Source organism: Dokdonella sp., assembly GCF_017744955.1.
Taxonomy (GTDB): Bacteria; Pseudomonadota; Gammaproteobacteria; order Xanthomonadales; family Rhodanobacteraceae; genus Dokdonella_A.
This window is the reverse complement of the sequence record NZ_JAGIAG010000002.1, coordinates 325,360-339,038: the sequence shown is the minus strand read 5'-3', so window position 1 is coordinate 339,038 and position 13,679 is coordinate 325,360. Positions and strand designations below refer to the sequence as shown.

Below are 13,679 nucleotides of genomic sequence, written 5' to 3'. Positions count from 1 at the left end.
CACTTTGCGAATGGCGTGCCCTCGGGCTCGATGCCGAACCCTATTCCGCCTTCGATACGCCGAAACGCGCCGAATCCCGCCACGTCGCAGTCGCGCGACGGCAGTGACGAAGTGCGTCGGTCGCGTAAGATGCAGCGATGACCGGCTACACCACCCGCCAGCTCCGCTTGCGCTTCGGCGAGCGCGACCTGCACGTCCGCGCGCTCAGCGACCTGCAGCAATACGACGACGCCGACGGCCACGCGGAGCGCGCCGGCATCTCCTCGGCGCAATGGAGCCTGTTCGGCCACGTCTGGCCGGCCGGCTGCCTGCTCGCCGAGGCGATGAGCCGCCACCCGATCGCCGGCAGGCGCATCCTCGAACTCGGCTGCGGGCTCGGCCTGGCCAGCCTCGTGCTGCAGCAGCGCGGGGCGGACGTACTGGCGACCGACCATCATCCGTTGGCGGAATCCTTCCTGCACGAGAACGCCGCGCTGAACGGCCTGGCGCCGGTGCCGTACCGCACCCTGCAATGGACGGTGGCGGAGCCGGACCTGGGTCGCTTCGACCTGATCATCGGCAGCGACATCCTGTACGAACGCGGCCACGCCACCCAGCTCGCGCCGGTGCTCGAACGCCACGCGAGCGCGGAGGCCGAGATCGTCATCGCGGATCCGGGCCGCGGCAACAGTGCTCTGCTCACGCGCGCGCTCGCGGCGCAAGGCTATGCGGTCGAGGAGTGGCGCGGGCCGATGACACCGGACGAAGCGCCGCCGTTTCGCGGAAGGCTGCTGACCTATCGACGGTCGGGCGCGCCTGTCGATCGCAGGGCTTGAAGCAGCCCGCGCCCGCCGCCGGCGTCATGCATGCGAGCGCGCGTGCCCATGGATGATCTTGGTGGAACCTGCGGAAGAAGCTTTTCTCGCAGAGACGCAGAGGCGCAGAGAAAGAAACAGAGAAAGCGATCTACCTGAGAAAAGCTCTTCCTCTGCGCCTCTGCGAGAGAACCGCTCTTCTCAGCGCGACATCAGCAACACCGGCAGCACCAGCAACCCGAGCACCAGCGCCGCGACCAGCACGGCCATCAGCACGCGCAGCGGTTCGTGGCGCAGCATCGTCCACCACGTCGGCGCGGTGCCTTCACGGCGCGCGGTGGCGTAGTCGGCCTGCGCCTGCGCCTGGCGCTTGGCCTGGTAGTCGGCGAACAGGCGCTTGGCTTCCGGCGCGACGTCCTCGTCGGTGATCCAGATCGCGCCGGCGGAAATGCCCCAGCGGCTCGGCGGCGTCTCGTAGAACTCGATGCGATGCGCGTCCAGCAGCGCGCGCACTTCGTCCGCCTCGTCGTCGGGCACGTGGCGCAGATTCAGAAGCAGGCTCGGCATGCGCACATCCTAGCGCGGCGGCGCCGGTTTCAGCGCGCATCGAGTCTCAACGCCGCACGCAGCCGCGCGCGATAGGCGCGCCCGGCCGCGACGCGCGCGCCGCTGGCGAGGTGCAGCACGTGACGGCCGCCATCGAGGATTTCGAGGTCGCGCACCGCACTGCGGCTCGGCCAGGCGCGTCTCCATCGCGACCGGCAACGCCCGTGCACCACCACGCCGGTGCGCGAGCACGGAGAAACCTCACTTGTCGCGCACCGCCTCGACCTGAATGCGCAACGCGACGTTCATGTCGAAGCCGTAGTCCTTGCCCGCATCGAGACCGAACGCGGAGCGATCGAACGAACCGTACGCGTCCGCGCCGCAGTATTCGCGCTTGAGCATCGGATGCTGAATGCACTTGAAGCGCTCGATGCGCAGCTCGACCGGCTTGGTGACGCCGTGCAGCGTGAGTTCGCCGGCCACGCGGGTCGGCGCGCCGTCGACGAAGCGCTCGAACGTGCCCTTGTAGCTCGCCTTCGGATGCTTGGCGATATCGAAGAACTCCTTGCCGCGCGCCCATTTGTTCAAGGCCTGCTGGCCGAAGTCGATGCTGGCCGGATCGAGCGAGACCTCGAGCGTGCCGGTGCCGGCCTCGCGGTCGAGCACGACCTTGCCCGTGCTCTTGTCGAGCTTGCCGCGCCAGAGCGAAATGCCCATGTGGTCGGCCTCGAAGCTCGGATAGGTATGGTCCGGATCGAGCGTGTAAGTGGCCGGCGCGGCGGTGGCGGCAACGGCGGCGAGGGATGCGAACAGCGCGGACAGCAGACGGATCGGAACGATGCGGGACATGATGCCTCCTGGTCGCGGCGGAGCGCCGCTTTCCTCTTCGCGACGAACGAGCGTCGGCGAAATCGACACGCACGGAGAATGGTAGCGCTCTCGCCCGGACAGTCGAAAACGAGCGAACGACCTGGCGAGCCGGAGTTGTCGATTTTCGCCGTCGTGGTACGTCGTCCGGATGGACGGGCCGTGCGACGGCGCGAAACCGATCATCCCGACGACCTTTCAATGGAGGCCCCATGGCAGACCACAACAATCATCGCGTAGCCGAACTCCCCCTGACGCCCCATCCCGCGATGAAGCGGCTGCGACACCTGATCGGCACGTGGCGAAACGAGGGAGCGGTCGCGGGCACCTCGACGTACCGCATGGCGCTCGGCGGCCACTATCTGATGCAGGAGTTCGACACCGTCACGCCGAGCGGGCGCACGCTCTCGGGCATCGAGTACGTGACCTGGGACGAGGACACGCGGAGCCTGCGCTCGCACCTCATGGCCGACGACGGCAGCAATTTCGCCTACACCTACCAGCTCGACGACGACGGAACGTACTGGACGTGGTTCGGCGACAAGGGCTCGGACAATTTCTTCAAGGGCCGGCTGAGCGAGGACGGCAGGACCATCACCGGCCGCTGGCAGTGGCCCGGCGGCGGCTTCGACGTCGTTTCGCGCAAGACCAGCGGCTAGCCCGCTGCGACGAAGCGTCGGTCGAAGCTAACCGCGCAGACGCCAGCGCGCGAGCGGAGTGTGCTGGCTGCGCCCGAGCAGGCTGTGCACGAGCACGAATTCCTCCACGCGCCAGCGCACCGGCTCGACCGGCTGGGCGGCGATCGCCGCGTCGTCGTAGAGCAGCGTCACGTGCGGCGTGAATCGTGGCGCGACCCAGCGCGCCAGTCCGCTCGCCCGCAGCGCTTCGCCGAGTGCGCGCTGCAACTCGGCCAAGTGCGCGATACCGTGCTCGCCGAGCAGCACGAAGGGCTTCTTGCCGGAACGCGCCGCGAAGCTCTCGGCACGATCGAAGCCGACCTCGAACGGCGACGCCTCGACGCGTTCGGCCGCCGCGCCGGCCATGCGCACCACGTCGCCCGGCACGTCGACGTAGTCGCCGAGGTGATGCAAGGTCACGTGCAGGCGTTCGGCCGCCAGCGGCCGGCCGCGCAGGCCGTGACGCTCGCGCAGCGTCTGCGCCAGCGCGGCGATGCGCTCGGCGGCCGCCGCATCCGGATAGACGGCCAGGAACAATCGATCGGTCGGCGCGGCCGGCGCGAAGCCGGCCAGCGACGGCTGCGCCGGCGTCCGGCCGGATGGCGAATCGCTCATGTTCGGACGCTCCGCCCGCCCCGGCCCGCGCCGGTGGGAACGGCGCTCAAGCGGCGGTCGGCACGGGCGCGCCGACGCGGCGGCGCACGGCGTCCATGTCCACCACCGGCCGCACTTCGATGCAGCCGGTCGCGGCCCAGGGGAACTCGGCGGCGATGCGCAGCGCCTCGTCCATGTCGGCCGCCTCGATGAGATTGAAGCCGCCGAGGATTTCCTTGGTCTCGGCGAACGGGCCGTCGACGATCGTCGCGCGGCCACTGCGCACGCGCAGCGTCTTGGCGGTCGCGGGCGGTTCGAGCTGCTGCGAATCGAGCAGATGGCCGGCCTGGCGCAGTTCGTCGGCGTGCTCGAAGCAGCCGCGCATGGTGGTGTCGAACTCGCCGGCCGGCAGCGCGTTCAGCAGCGACGCGTCGTTGTAGATCATCACGAGGAATTTCATCGTTCGCTCCCGTCGCCGGCGCTCGCCGTCGCGACTCAAGTCCCGGCGGAGTCGTGCGCGGCGGAATCCTGGAAAAATGGCACCACTTCGCCTTTCAGCTTCAGCGTGATCGGATTGCCGCGGCGGTCGAGCGCGCGCCCGGCGACGACGCGGATCCAGCCCTCGCTGATGCAGTATTCCTCGACGTTGGTCTTCTCCTGCCCGTTGAAGCGGATGCCGATGCCGCGCGCGAGCAGGTCGGCGTCGTGGTACGGGCTCTTGGGGTCGACGCTGAGTCGATCGGGAAAGGTGTCGGTCATCGGCGCAATTCTGAAGTTGCCAAACGCCTACTATGCGATCACCGACCCGGCTTTGTCGAATCGGATCGCGCCCGTTCGTCGTCGATGGAAAGGCCCGCGTCAGCGGTTCCGCAAACCGTCGCAAGAAGGAGCATCGCCATGTCCGCCCGATTCCAGCGCATCAGCCCGTTCCTCTGGTTCGATCAGCAGGCCGAGGAGGCCGCCCGCCACTACGTCTCGATCTTCGAGAACTCGCGCATCGTGAAGACCGTGCGTTACGACGCCGAAAGCGCCGCCGCTTCGGGGCAGCCGAAAGGATCGGTGATGACCGTCGCGTTCGAACTCGACGGACTCGCGTTCACGGCCATCAACGGCGGGCCGCATTTCACCTTCAACGAATCGATCTCGCTGGTCGTCAATTGCCGCAGCCAGGCCGAGATCGACCGCTACTGGGATGCCCTGAGCGAGGGCGGCGATCCGCGGGCGCAGCAATGCGGCTGGCTGAAGGACCGCTACGGGCTGTCCTGGCAGGTCGTCTCGACCGAAATCATCGACATTCTCAGCGGCGAGGATGCGGGCAGGGCCAGCCGCGCGATGGCGGCGGTGCTGCAGATGAAGAAGATCGACGTCGCGGCCGCGCTGCGCGCGGCCGGATAGCGTTCAGCGCAGCTGGCTGTCCTTGCTGCCGCGGCGGTTGTAGCCGCTGAACGCGGCCTGCTCGCGGTCCTGCGCGTCCTGGCAGGCGATGCACAGGCGCACGCCGGGGACGGCCTTGCGCCGTGCCTCGGGAATCGGCGCCTCGCACTCCTCGCAATGGCTGCGACCGGCGCCTTGCGGCATGCGGTCGCGCGCGCGCTGGATCGCATCCTTCACGGTCGCGTCGATCTGGTCCTGTACGGCGCCGTCGCCGGCCCAGCCGGTGGCCATCGCTGTCTCCTGTGCCTGAACGAGGCGAAGCATGCGCCCGCGGGCGGCGTGCTTCGCTCCTTTCGAGGTAGGGATGCCGGCCGACTCAATCAAGCCATCGCAGCGCGGCGAACACCCCGTAATGGTCCGAAGCCCAGGTGCCGTTCCGATCCGCCCGGTCGAACAGGCGCCGCGCCTCGACGACGGTCAGCCGGTGCGGATCGAACATCACGTGGTCGATGCGCAGCGGCGCGTAGTACGCCAGGTTCAGCGTGCTGTGCTCGCGCGAGTCCTGCGCGGCGTCCGGATGGCGCGTGTCGTAGGCGTCGCGGTAACGCGCGGCCAAGGGCGCGAATTCCGGCGCGTCGGCGGGCGCGTTGAAGTCCCCGACGACGATCGAGGCGTCGCCCTGCGCCGTCGCGTCGCGCCAGGCCAGCAGATCCTCGACCTGCTCGCGGCGCACCGCGCCGGCCTCGGCCTCGTAGGCCAAGTGCGTGGCATAGACGTCGAGGCTGCGCGCGCCGACGCCCAGACGCAGATGCAGCGCGGTGCGGTAGTCGCCGAGCGGCCGCAGCGCCTTCCATTCCTCGCGCAGGATCGGATGCCGCGTCAGCACCGCGTTGCCGTAGCGGCGCTGGCGCTCGGGTGGGTCGGTGGAGACGAAGACGCAGCGATAGCCGAGTGCCGCGGCCAGCGTCTGCGCCTGGTTCGGCAGGGTCTCGTGCTGCAGCACTTCCTGCAGGGCGATCACGTCGGGCCGCCGTTTCTTCAGCGTCTCGGCGATCAGCGCCTGCCGCTTGGGCCAGTCGGCCTTGTCGTGCCAGAGATTGAGCGTGACGACGCTCAGCGTGTCGCGCCCGCCGCCCGCGCAGGCCCCCGGCGCCGCGACGGCGGCGGCCAGGGCGAGCACGAGGCGCAGCACGCCGCGCACGGACGCCGCCCGGATCAGCGCCTGCGCAACGCGCGCCGCGCGAACAGCACGCAGAGCACGCCGAACACCAGGTGCGCGAGGACCACCGGAAAGAGCCGCTCCGGATGCTCCAGCGAAGGCGCGCGGCCGACGCGCGACAGCGGCATCACGATGAAATTCATGATCACGTACATCAGCACGCCGTACGGGATGCCGTAGACGAGCGGCTTGTCCAGCAGCGCCGGCTTGCGGCGCGCGACCAGCGCGTACGCGGCCACGAACATCGTCGCCATCACCAGATGCAGCCCGGCGCCCAGCGCGGCCGCGCCGGCGCCGCCGTCGAAACTGTCCTTGCCGAGCACGCCGACCGCGATCGACTGGAACATGCGCGTCACGCCGGCGGCGTCCCACGAAAACCAGTACGTGGTCGCGAACGCGGCGTCGCCGAGCGCGATCAGCAGTCCTCCCAGCACGATCTCCGGCCAGGCAATCGGCGCTGCCGTGTCGTATCGAATCGTCATCCCACTACCTCCCGATCATCGGATCTCCAGGACGTCGTCCGCCCTGCCCCGTCCGATCCTCGCACACCGGTCGCCGCGGCGGGTTGCCGAATTTGCCGAGACGAGCATGTCCAAACCGCCGCCGCCCGAACGTCATCGTGTGGACGGCATTCTCGCCGTCGACGAAAAGGACGAAGACCATGCAATACCTGCTGCTGCTCTACTCGAACGAGAAGGCCTGGGAAAACCTGAGCGAAAAGGACCAGGAAGAAGGCGCCGCGGCGTACGGCGCGTACACCGAGGCGCTGGCGCAGGCCGGCGCGCTGGTCGGCGGCAACCGCCTGCGGCCGACGGACACCGCCACGCGCGTCAGCGTCGCCGACGGCAAGCCGCAGGTGCTCGACGGTCCGTACGCGGATTCGAAGGAGCAGCTCGGCGGCTACTACCTGATCGAGGCGGCCGATCTCGACGCCGCGATCGCCTGGGCCGCGCGCTGTCCCGGCGCCTATCACGGCATCATCGAAGTGCGTCCGATCTGGCCGATGGACTGACCGGGCGCGTGCTACAAGTGCCCGTCATGGACGACGCCTGCCAGCTCGATGCGAAAGCCACGGCACGCCGCGCGACGGAACTCGTCGCGCGACGCAGCTACGGCAAGCTGGTGGCCTTCCTCGCCGCGCGTTCGCGCGACCTCGCCGCGGCCGAGGACGCGCTGGCCGACGCGTTCGCCGCTGCGCTGGCCGAATGGCCGCGCGGCTGTCCGGCGAATCCGGAAGCCTGGCTGCTGACCGTCGCGCGGCGCAAGCTGATCGACGGCGCGCGCCGTCAGCGCAGCGGCGAGGCCGCGCTGGAACACTGGCAATGGATCGCCGACGAGGTCGACGCCGCCGACGACGACGCGGCGATTCCGGACCAGCGCCTGGCCTTGATGTTCGCCTGTACGCATCCGGCGATCGACGCCGGCGTTCACGCTCCGCTGATGCTGCAGACCGTGCTCGGACTCGACGCGAAGCGCATCGCCTCCGCGTTCCTGACCTCGCCGGCGGCGATGAGCAAGCGCCTGGTGCGCGCGAAGGACAAGATCCGCCAGGCCGGCATTCCGCTGCGCGTGCCGGAGCGCGAGGAACTCGGCACGCGCCTGAGCGGCGTGCTCGAGGCGATCTACGCCGCGTTCACCGACGGCTGGTCCGACCCCGGCGGTGCCGATACGGGCCGCAGCGACCTGACCGAGGAAGCGCTGTTCCTGGCACGCCTCGCCGCCGGGCTGCTGCCGCGCGAGCCGGAAGCGCTCGGCCTGCTCGCCTGCCTGCTGCACGCGCACGCGCGCCGGTGCGCGCGGCGCAATGTGGACGGCGACTACGTGCCGCTGACCGAGCAGGACACCGCGCGCTGGGACGCGGCGATGATCGACGAAGCCGAGGCCCTGCTGCGCCGCGCGTGCCGGCAAGGCCGGATCGGCCGCTATCAGCTCGAAGCCGCGCTGCAGTCGGTGCACGCCGAACGCCGCTGCGGCGCGGGCGTGAACTGGACCGCCGCGCTGCAGCTCTACGACGCGCTGGCGACGCTGACCGACTCCCCGGTCGTCGCGATCAATCGCGCACTGGCGATCGCCGAGCTGCGCGGTGCCGAGGCGGCGCTGGCCGAGCTGCCCGACCTCGCCGCGGACGCCCGTCTCGGCGAATATCAGCCGTACTGGGCGACGCGTGCGGACCTGCTCGCGCGCGCCGGCCGCGCGCACGAAGCGCAGGCGGCCTACGCGATCGCGATCGGCCTGGAGAGCGACGAGGCGGTGCGGCGCTTCCTGCGCGGCCGGCAGGACGCCTGCGCGCACGGGCCGACCGGCGGCGGCTAGCGTCGCCGACGAAGAGCCTATTTCGGATCGCGTTGTCGATTCGGCACACGCCCGTTCGTCGGGGAGACGAACGACGGCCTCGCGCACTCCCGCCGAGGCGCCGCACTGGAGATCCACGATGTCGACGTTGACGCTCTACGCCCACCCGTTCTCGTCCTATTGCCAAAAGGTGCTGGTCGCCCTGTACGAGAACGGCACGCCGTTCGAATACCGCGTGCTCGGCGACGCCGGGACGATGCAGGAGCTGGAGGCGCTGTGGCCGATGAAGCGCTTTCCGGTGCTGGTCGACGACGGGCGCACGGTGTTCGAGGCGAGCACGATCATCGAGTATCTCGACCTGCATCATCCCGGGCCGATGCGGCTGGTTCCCGCCGATCCGAAGGCGGCGCTCGAAGTGCGCATGCTCGACCGCGTCTTCGACAACTACGTCTCGACTCCGCAGCAGAAGGTCGTGTTCGACCGCATTCGACCGGAGGCCGCGCGCGACGACTACGGCGTGGCCGAGGCGCGGCGCATGCTCGACACCGCCTATGCCTGGCTGGAGCGCTGGATGGAAGGGCGCACGTGGGCGTCCGGCGAGGCATTCAGCCTGGCCGACTGCGCGGCCGCGCCGTTCCTGTTCTACGCGGACTGGACGCATCCGATCGACGATGCGTTCGCGAACGTCAAGGCGTATCGCCGGCGCCTGCTCGCGCGGCCGTCGTTCGCGCGCGCCGTCGACGAAGCGCGGCCGTACCGGCCGCTGTTTCCGCTCGGCGCGCCGGATCGAGATTGAGGGAAGCGCGGGACTCCGCATTGCTCACCAAGCAAACATTCGCAAAGAAGCCGCCATGCGCGGCGCCGCGGATGGACAAGACGGGAGACCTGGCTTAATAAGCGCGCCATGTCTCCGATTCGCCCCCCGATGCGGACGGCGCGGTGCGGCGCCGTCGTTCTCGCGACGCTCGCCCTGCTCGCCGGCTGCGCCACGCAGAAACCCGTCGCTCCAGCGCGCCGTCCCGCCGACGTGCGCGCGGAAATCGTGCGCCTGATGCCGGCCGGCGCGAAGGACAGGAGCGGCTGGGCCACCGACATCACGGCCGCATTCGCCGCCCTCGGCGTGGAGCCGAGCACGCAGAACCTGTGCGCGAGCCTGGCCGTGATCGAGCAGGAATCGACCTTCAGCGTCGATCCGGCGGTGCCGAATCTCGGCAGGATCGCGCGCGCCGAGATCGACCGCCGCGCCGAGCAGCATCACGTGCCGCAGCTGCTGGTGCGCGGCGCGCTGGCGCTGAAGTCGTCGAACGGGAAAAGCTACGCCGACCGCATCGCCGCGGTGCGCACCGAACGCGAGCTGAGCCTGGTCTATGAGGACCTGATCGACCGCATCCCGCTCGGCCAGCGTCTGTTCGCCGGGTCCAACCCGGTGCGCACCGGCGGGCCGATGCAGGTCAGCGTCGCCTTCGCCGAGCGGCACGCGCGCGAACACCCCTACCCGTACGCGACGCAGGACTCGATCCGCCACGAGCTGTTCAGCCGCCGCGGCGGCGTCTACTTCGGTATCGCCCACCTGCTCGGCTATCCGGCCGCCTACGACCGCATGATCTACCGCTTCGCCGACTTCAACGCCGGCTTCTACGCCAGCCGCAACGCGGCGTTCCAGAACGCGGTGGTTCTCGCTTCCGGTATTCCGCTCGCGCTCGACGGCGACCTGGTCGACTACGAAGACGACAAGCCCGGCGCTACCGAACTGGCCGTGCGTTCGCTCGGCAAGCAGATCGACTTCAGCGACGCGCAGATCCATCGTGCGCTGAAACGCGGCGAGGAGGCGGACTTCGAAAAGAGCACGCTGTACGAGCGCGTGTTCGCACTGGCCGAACGGCAGGAACGCAAGCCGTTGCCGCGCGCAATGATGCCGCGCATCGACCTGAAGAGTCCGAAGATCACGCGCAAGCTGACTACCGAATGGTTCGCGACGCGCGTCGATCAGCGCTATCGCACCTGTCTTGGGAAGGCCGGCGGCGGCGTGTAGACGACAAAGCGCCCGCGCCCTCAAGACGCGTGCCCGCAAAAGCGGGCACGCGTGAGATTCCATCGTGGATTTCCGCTTTCGCGGAATGCGGTGAACCTAGCGGGTTCCTTAGCGCTGCGACCGCGTCGGTGTCGAGCTGCGCGCCGGCGCCGCGGCCCGGGGGACGCTGCTGCGCACGGGAGCGCTGCTGCGCGCCGGTGCGCTGCTGCGCGACGGCGCCATCATGCGGCCGCTGCCGGCACGCGGAGCATTGAACGAAGTCCCGGGCGACGGCCTCGCGCCGTGCGCCGGCGGACGCCAGTTTCCGCGGTTGCCGTTCCAGCCGTCGCCGTGATTCCAATCGCGGTCGCGACGATGGCGATGACCGTCGTAGTCGTAGTAGTAATACCCGATGCCCCACGAAGGCCCGTAGTAACCCGGCCCGTAGTAGTCGTAGTAGCCCGGGCCGTAGTAGCCGCCGTCGGAGTACGAAGCGCCGTAGTAGGCGTCGCCGCGCGTGTAGTAGCCCGGCTCGTAGTAGCAGCCGGCGAGGCCGAACGGCAGCGCCAGCAGCAGGCCCGCCTTGAGAAAACCCGTTTTCAACCGACCCTTCATGGCGCAACCCTCCACACTTCGACGGCGCACCTTACGCCTCCCCCAGTAAATAAGCGCTGAGCCGTCGCAATCAACCATCCCCGGCAACGACGTTCAGGATCCGGACGCGAGCCGCGCCAGTTCCTCCTCGCGCGCGGCCTTCGGCAACGCCGCCAGCGCCTTCGCGCGCGCGTGGAACGCCGCCCAGGCGCCGCCGGCCTCGCGGAACAACCGCTCGAACGCCGGCACCCAACGCTCGTACAGGCCGAACGGCACCAGTTTCGCGTTGTTCAGCGGCGCGCCGACCCAGCGGTCGTAGCGCGGGCTGCCCTGCCACTGCGTGTCGCGCAGCTGCGCGTAGCGTCGGCGGAACGCGGCGAATTCGGCCTCCTTGTCCGCGCGCATCCGCGCCGCCGGCCGTTCGGTCGCATACAGCGCCTCGAGCCGGTCGCGCAGGTCGAGCACCAACTGCGTGAACGCCGTGTCGCGCGCGCGCTCGCCTTCGTCCGGCGCCGGCAGGCCGCGCGCCGCGCGCCATTCGCGAACGCCCTGCTCCTGCACGAAGCTGGCGTAGGACTCGTTGAACGGCGTGTCGTCCTGCACGTAGAGCTTCTGGTGCGCGAGTTCGTGGAAGATCGTGCCGTCGAGTTCGTCGTCGTTCCAGCGCAGCATGCTGGAGAGGATCGGATCGGAGAACCAGCCGAGCGTCGAGTACGCCGTCGCGCCTTCGACGGCGGTGTCCTTGCCCAGCGCGGCCAGCCGCGAAGCCTCGCGCTCGGCGCGTTCGCGCTGGAAGTAGCCGCGATAGGCGACGCAGCCGGCGAACGGGAAGCAGTGCGCGAGCGGCTCGACCGAGAACTCCGCTGTCGCGAACACGTTCCAGGTCACGTACGGACGGCCGAGTTCGACGTAGCTGGTGTAGCTGCGGTTGCGCGGCAGGTCGAGCCGGTCGGAGGCGAACAGGCGCGCCGCCTGCGTCTGCGCGAGCCGCCGGCGCAGCGTTTCGTCGCGCCGCGAATCGGCGACGACGTCGGCGACCTTCTCGCGCTGCACCAGCAGGGCGACCTGTCCGTGCGTTACGTGCGCGTAGTAGCGCAGGCTCGAACAGGCGCTGGTCGCGGCGAGCATGCACAGGATCGCCAGCCAGCGCAGCGGCATTCGTGCGCTACAGCTCGAACTGCTCGTTGAGGATGCGCTCTTCCAAGCCGTGCTCGGGGTCGAACAGCAGGGTCATGGTCTCTTCGCGCGACTCGCGGATGCGCACCTCGACCACGTCGCGCACCTCGTTCGAGTCGGCGGTCGCGCTGACCGGGCGCTTGTACGGATCGAGGATCTCGATCGCGATCTCGCCGTGCGACGGCAGGATCGCGCCGCGCCAGCGCCGCGGCCGGAACGGGCTGATCGGCGTCATCGCCAGCAGTTGCGAACCGAACGGCAGGATCGGGCCGTGCGCGGACAGGTTGTAGGCGGTGGAGCCGGCCGGCGTCGCCACCAGCAGGCCGTCGCAGATCAGTTCGTCGAGCTTGACCGCGCCGTTCAGCGCGACGCGCACGTGCGCGGCCTGCTTGGTCTGGCGCAGCAGCGAGACCTCGTTGAAGGCGAGCGCGGTGGCGCTGCTGCCCGACTCGGTGATCGCGTCCATCACCAGCGGCCGCAGCACCGTCGCGCGCGCGCTGGCGATGCGCTCGGGCAGGTCGTCCAGATGATGCTGGTTCATCAGGAACCCGATCGTGCCGAGCTTCATGCCGTACACCGGCAAGCCGCGCGCGCGGTGCCGATGCAAGGTGCGCAGCATGAAACCGTCGCCGCCGAGCGCGACGATGACGTCGGCCTGGTCCAGCGGCGCGTCGCCGTAGCGCTTGCCGAGCGCCGCCAACGCGGCTTGCGCTTCCTCGGTCGGGCTGGCGACGAATGCGATGCGATGCGTGTCCACGTGGCTCCCCGCTGGATGCGCGAAGCTTAGCAGGCGTCGGCGATCAGGACGCGTCGCGACGGCGACGTCGGGGCGACGATCGATCCGGATCGTATTCGTGCAGCTTCGACGCGTCGCCGAACATCGTCGTCAGCACGCGCTCCGGCCAGATCTCGAAGTAGCTGAGCAGCAGGGCCATCGCCGGCACCAGCACGAGGGCGAGGATCGAGGAGGCCATCAGGAACATCGCCACCGCGCGCAGCACGAGCAGGTACACGTCCCAGCGCACGCGCTGCTTCAGCTCGCTCTCCGGCAGCGCGTCGTAGCCGGCGTGGAACGCGTTCCAGGCGTGCGTCGCCGCGATCATGCCGAAGGTCAGCAGCAGTTGCGGCGAGTGCGCGACTTGTCGGAACAAGCCGGACGACAGCGGCCCCTCGTGCAGCGCCGCCAGCGCACCCCAATACGGCAGGCCCAGAATGCCGACGAGCACGAGCCAGACCAGGAGCCCGCCCAGCCACGACTTGAGCGGGCCGTCGGCGCGCGAACGCGTCTCGCGCAACGCGCGCGGCACCAGCGCGGCGACGATCGCGGCCAGCGCGCTGAGGCCGTCGAACCAGTAGTTGAAGACGGCGAGCGGCGCCGACCAGCCGAAGGCGTAGATGCCGACGACCGGAACCAGGTTGCGCGCGAGCACCAGCCACGCCTCGCGCCGCGAGGCGAACTCGCGCAGATGCTGCGACAGCGACGGCAACGCGCTCGGCGCCAACGTCCCCTCCCCCGGACCGGGCTGCTTCCGGCC

Annotated in this window: 20 protein-coding genes; 7 read left to right on the top strand and 13 right to left on the bottom strand. The window is 69.7% G+C overall.

The genetic code is table 11. From position 1 onward, the window contains the following. The first annotated feature begins 137 nt into the window (after positions 1–137). Positions 138–815, top strand: coding sequence for a methyltransferase (locus J7520_RS06575; RefSeq protein WP_291185634.1), 678 nt, complete (start codon positions 138–140; stop codon positions 813–815). A gap of 180 nt (positions 816–995) precedes the next feature. On the opposite strand, the gene J7520_RS06570 is transcribed toward J7520_RS06575, so the two are convergent. From J7520_RS06570 to J7520_RS06560, 3 genes are all read right to left on the bottom strand, one after another. After that, a complete protein-coding gene (locus J7520_RS06570) occupies positions 996–1,361 on the bottom strand; it encodes a DUF6164 family protein (protein WP_291185631.1) in 366 nt (121 codons plus the stop codon). 29 nt (positions 1,362–1,390) lie between these two features. Then, entirely contained in the window at positions 1,391–1,516 is a 126-nt protein-coding gene (locus J7520_RS06565; protein ID WP_291185629.1) for a hypothetical protein, read from the bottom strand. 85 nt (positions 1,517–1,601) lie between these two features. Continuing rightward, complete coding sequence (locus tag J7520_RS06560) at positions 1,602–2,189, bottom strand: YceI family protein (RefSeq protein ID WP_291185626.1); 588 nt, start codon at positions 2,187–2,189, stop codon at positions 1,602–1,604. Positions 2,190–2,419: 230 nt separating this feature from the next. Between J7520_RS06560 and J7520_RS06555 the strand changes: the two genes are divergently transcribed. Continuing rightward, on the top strand, positions 2,420–2,866 hold the full coding sequence (locus J7520_RS06555) for a hypothetical protein (RefSeq protein WP_291185623.1): 447 nt from the start codon (positions 2,420–2,422) through the stop codon (positions 2,864–2,866). Positions 2,867–2,893: 27 nt separating this feature from the next. Here J7520_RS06555 and J7520_RS06550 read toward each other — a convergent pair whose 3' ends face one another. From J7520_RS06550 to J7520_RS06540, 3 genes are read right to left on the bottom strand one after another with little or no spacing between them, the layout of a single operon-like run. Then, complete coding sequence (locus J7520_RS06550) at positions 2,894–3,499, bottom strand: 2'-5' RNA ligase family protein (RefSeq protein ID WP_291185620.1); 606 nt, start codon at positions 3,497–3,499, stop codon at positions 2,894–2,896. Positions 3,500–3,545: 46 nt separating this feature from the next. Continuing rightward, positions 3,546–3,938: a YciI family protein gene (locus tag J7520_RS06545; RefSeq protein ID WP_291185618.1), complete on the bottom strand. Its 393-nt coding sequence runs from the start codon at positions 3,936–3,938 to the stop codon at positions 3,546–3,548. A gap of 35 nt (positions 3,939–3,973) precedes the next feature. Further along, complete coding sequence (locus J7520_RS06540; RefSeq protein ID WP_291185615.1) at positions 3,974–4,237, bottom strand: DUF3297 family protein; 264 nt, start codon at positions 4,235–4,237, stop codon at positions 3,974–3,976. A 138-nt stretch (positions 4,238–4,375) separates the two neighbouring features. On the opposite strand from J7520_RS06540, the gene J7520_RS06535 reads away from it, so the two are divergent. Next, positions 4,376–4,873, top strand: a complete 498-nt coding sequence (locus J7520_RS06535) for a VOC family protein (protein ID WP_291185612.1) — start codon at positions 4,376–4,378, stop codon at positions 4,871–4,873. Positions 4,874–4,876: 3 nt separating this feature from the next. On the opposite strand, the gene J7520_RS06530 is transcribed toward J7520_RS06535, so the two are convergent. The 3 genes from J7520_RS06530 to J7520_RS06520 form a co-directional block, all read right to left on the bottom strand. Beyond that, positions 4,877–5,143 carry a DksA/TraR family C4-type zinc finger protein gene (locus tag J7520_RS06530; protein WP_291185609.1) on the bottom strand — a complete coding sequence of 89 codons (267 nt, stop codon included), beginning with the start codon at positions 5,141–5,143 and terminating at the stop codon, positions 4,877–4,879. An 85-nt stretch (positions 5,144–5,228) separates the two neighbouring features. Next, entirely contained in the window at positions 5,229–6,053 is an 825-nt protein-coding gene (locus tag J7520_RS06525) for an endonuclease/exonuclease/phosphatase family protein (RefSeq protein ID WP_291185605.1), read from the bottom strand. Positions 6,054–6,067: 14 nt separating this feature from the next. Further along, positions 6,068–6,553: a hypothetical protein gene (locus tag J7520_RS06520; RefSeq protein WP_291185602.1), complete on the bottom strand. Its 486-nt coding sequence runs from the start codon at positions 6,551–6,553 to the stop codon at positions 6,068–6,070. 179 nt (positions 6,554–6,732) lie between these two features. Here J7520_RS06520 and J7520_RS06515 point away from each other — a divergent pair, with 179 nt between their 5' ends. From J7520_RS06515 to J7520_RS06500, 4 genes are all read left to right on the top strand, one after another. Continuing rightward, a complete protein-coding gene (locus tag J7520_RS06515) occupies positions 6,733–7,083 on the top strand; it encodes a YciI family protein (protein WP_291185598.1) in 351 nt (116 codons plus the stop codon). Positions 7,084–7,109: 26 nt separating this feature from the next. Further along, positions 7,110–8,384 (top strand): DUF6596 domain-containing protein, encoded by a 1,275-nt coding sequence (locus tag J7520_RS06510; RefSeq protein WP_291185595.1) that lies wholly within the window; start codon positions 7,110–7,112, stop codon positions 8,382–8,384. 118 nt (positions 8,385–8,502) lie between these two features. Further along, positions 8,503–9,159, top strand: a complete 657-nt coding sequence (locus J7520_RS06505; protein WP_291185592.1) for a glutathione S-transferase family protein — start codon at positions 8,503–8,505, stop codon at positions 9,157–9,159. 129 nt (positions 9,160–9,288) lie between these two features. Beyond that, positions 9,289–10,395 (top strand): DUF1615 domain-containing protein, encoded by a 1,107-nt coding sequence (locus tag J7520_RS06500; protein WP_291185589.1) that lies wholly within the window; start codon positions 9,289–9,291, stop codon positions 10,393–10,395. A 108-nt stretch (positions 10,396–10,503) separates the two neighbouring features. Here the strand turns inward: J7520_RS06500 and J7520_RS06495 are convergent, their stop codons facing one another. From J7520_RS06495 to J7520_RS06480, 4 genes are all read right to left on the bottom strand, one after another. Further along, positions 10,504–10,977, bottom strand: coding sequence for a hypothetical protein (locus J7520_RS06495; RefSeq protein WP_291185585.1), 474 nt, complete (start codon positions 10,975–10,977; stop codon positions 10,504–10,506). 105 nt (positions 10,978–11,082) lie between these two features. After that, on the bottom strand, positions 11,083–12,126 hold the full coding sequence (locus J7520_RS06490; RefSeq protein ID WP_291185582.1) for an aminopeptidase: 1,044 nt from the start codon (positions 12,124–12,126) through the stop codon (positions 11,083–11,085). A 7-nt stretch (positions 12,127–12,133) separates the two neighbouring features. Beyond that, positions 12,134–12,901 carry an NAD kinase gene (locus tag J7520_RS06485; protein WP_291185579.1) on the bottom strand — a complete coding sequence of 256 codons (768 nt, stop codon included), beginning with the start codon at positions 12,899–12,901 and terminating at the stop codon, positions 12,134–12,136. Between the two features lie 43 nt (positions 12,902–12,944). Continuing rightward, on the bottom strand, positions 12,945–13,646 hold the full coding sequence (locus J7520_RS06480; protein ID WP_291185577.1) for a DUF6498-containing protein: 702 nt from the start codon (positions 13,644–13,646) through the stop codon (positions 12,945–12,947). Positions 13,647–13,679 lie beyond the last annotated feature (33 nt).

Bases quoted from the DNA above. Each gene is read 5' to 3' on its own strand.
- J7520_RS06575 (WP_291185634.1), top strand. From the start codon at position 138: ATGACCGGCTACACCACCCGCCAGCTCCGCTTGCGCTTCGGCGAGCGC.
- J7520_RS06570 (WP_291185631.1), bottom strand. From the start codon at position 1,361: ATGCCGAGCCTGCTTCTGAATCTGCGCCACGTGCCCGACGACGAGGCG.
- J7520_RS06560 (WP_291185626.1), bottom strand. From the start codon at position 2,189: ATGTCCCGCATCGTTCCGATCCGTCTGCTGTCCGCGCTGTTCGCATCC.
- J7520_RS06555 (WP_291185623.1), top strand. From the start codon at position 2,420: ATGGCAGACCACAACAATCATCGCGTAGCCGAACTCCCCCTGACGCCC.
- J7520_RS06550 (WP_291185620.1), bottom strand. From the start codon at position 3,499: ATGAGCGATTCGCCATCCGGCCGGACGCCGGCGCAGCCGTCGCTGGCC.
- J7520_RS06545 (WP_291185618.1), bottom strand. From the start codon at position 3,938: ATGAAATTCCTCGTGATGATCTACAACGACGCGTCGCTGCTGAACGCG.
- J7520_RS06540 (WP_291185615.1), bottom strand. From the start codon at position 4,237: ATGACCGACACCTTTCCCGATCGACTCAGCGTCGACCCCAAGAGCCCG.
- J7520_RS06535 (WP_291185612.1), top strand. From the start codon at position 4,376: ATGTCCGCCCGATTCCAGCGCATCAGCCCGTTCCTCTGGTTCGATCAG.
- J7520_RS06530 (WP_291185609.1), bottom strand. From the start codon at position 5,143: ATGGCCACCGGCTGGGCCGGCGACGGCGCCGTACAGGACCAGATCGAC.
- J7520_RS06520 (WP_291185602.1), bottom strand. From the start codon at position 6,553: ATGACGATTCGATACGACACGGCAGCGCCGATTGCCTGGCCGGAGATC.
- J7520_RS06515 (WP_291185598.1), top strand. From the start codon at position 6,733: ATGCAATACCTGCTGCTGCTCTACTCGAACGAGAAGGCCTGGGAAAAC.
- J7520_RS06510 (WP_291185595.1), top strand. From the start codon at position 7,110: ATGGACGACGCCTGCCAGCTCGATGCGAAAGCCACGGCACGCCGCGCG.
- J7520_RS06505 (WP_291185592.1), top strand. From the start codon at position 8,503: ATGTCGACGTTGACGCTCTACGCCCACCCGTTCTCGTCCTATTGCCAA.
- J7520_RS06500 (WP_291185589.1), top strand. From the start codon at position 9,289: ATGCGGACGGCGCGGTGCGGCGCCGTCGTTCTCGCGACGCTCGCCCTG.
- J7520_RS06490 (WP_291185582.1), bottom strand. From the start codon at position 12,126: ATGCCGCTGCGCTGGCTGGCGATCCTGTGCATGCTCGCCGCGACCAGC.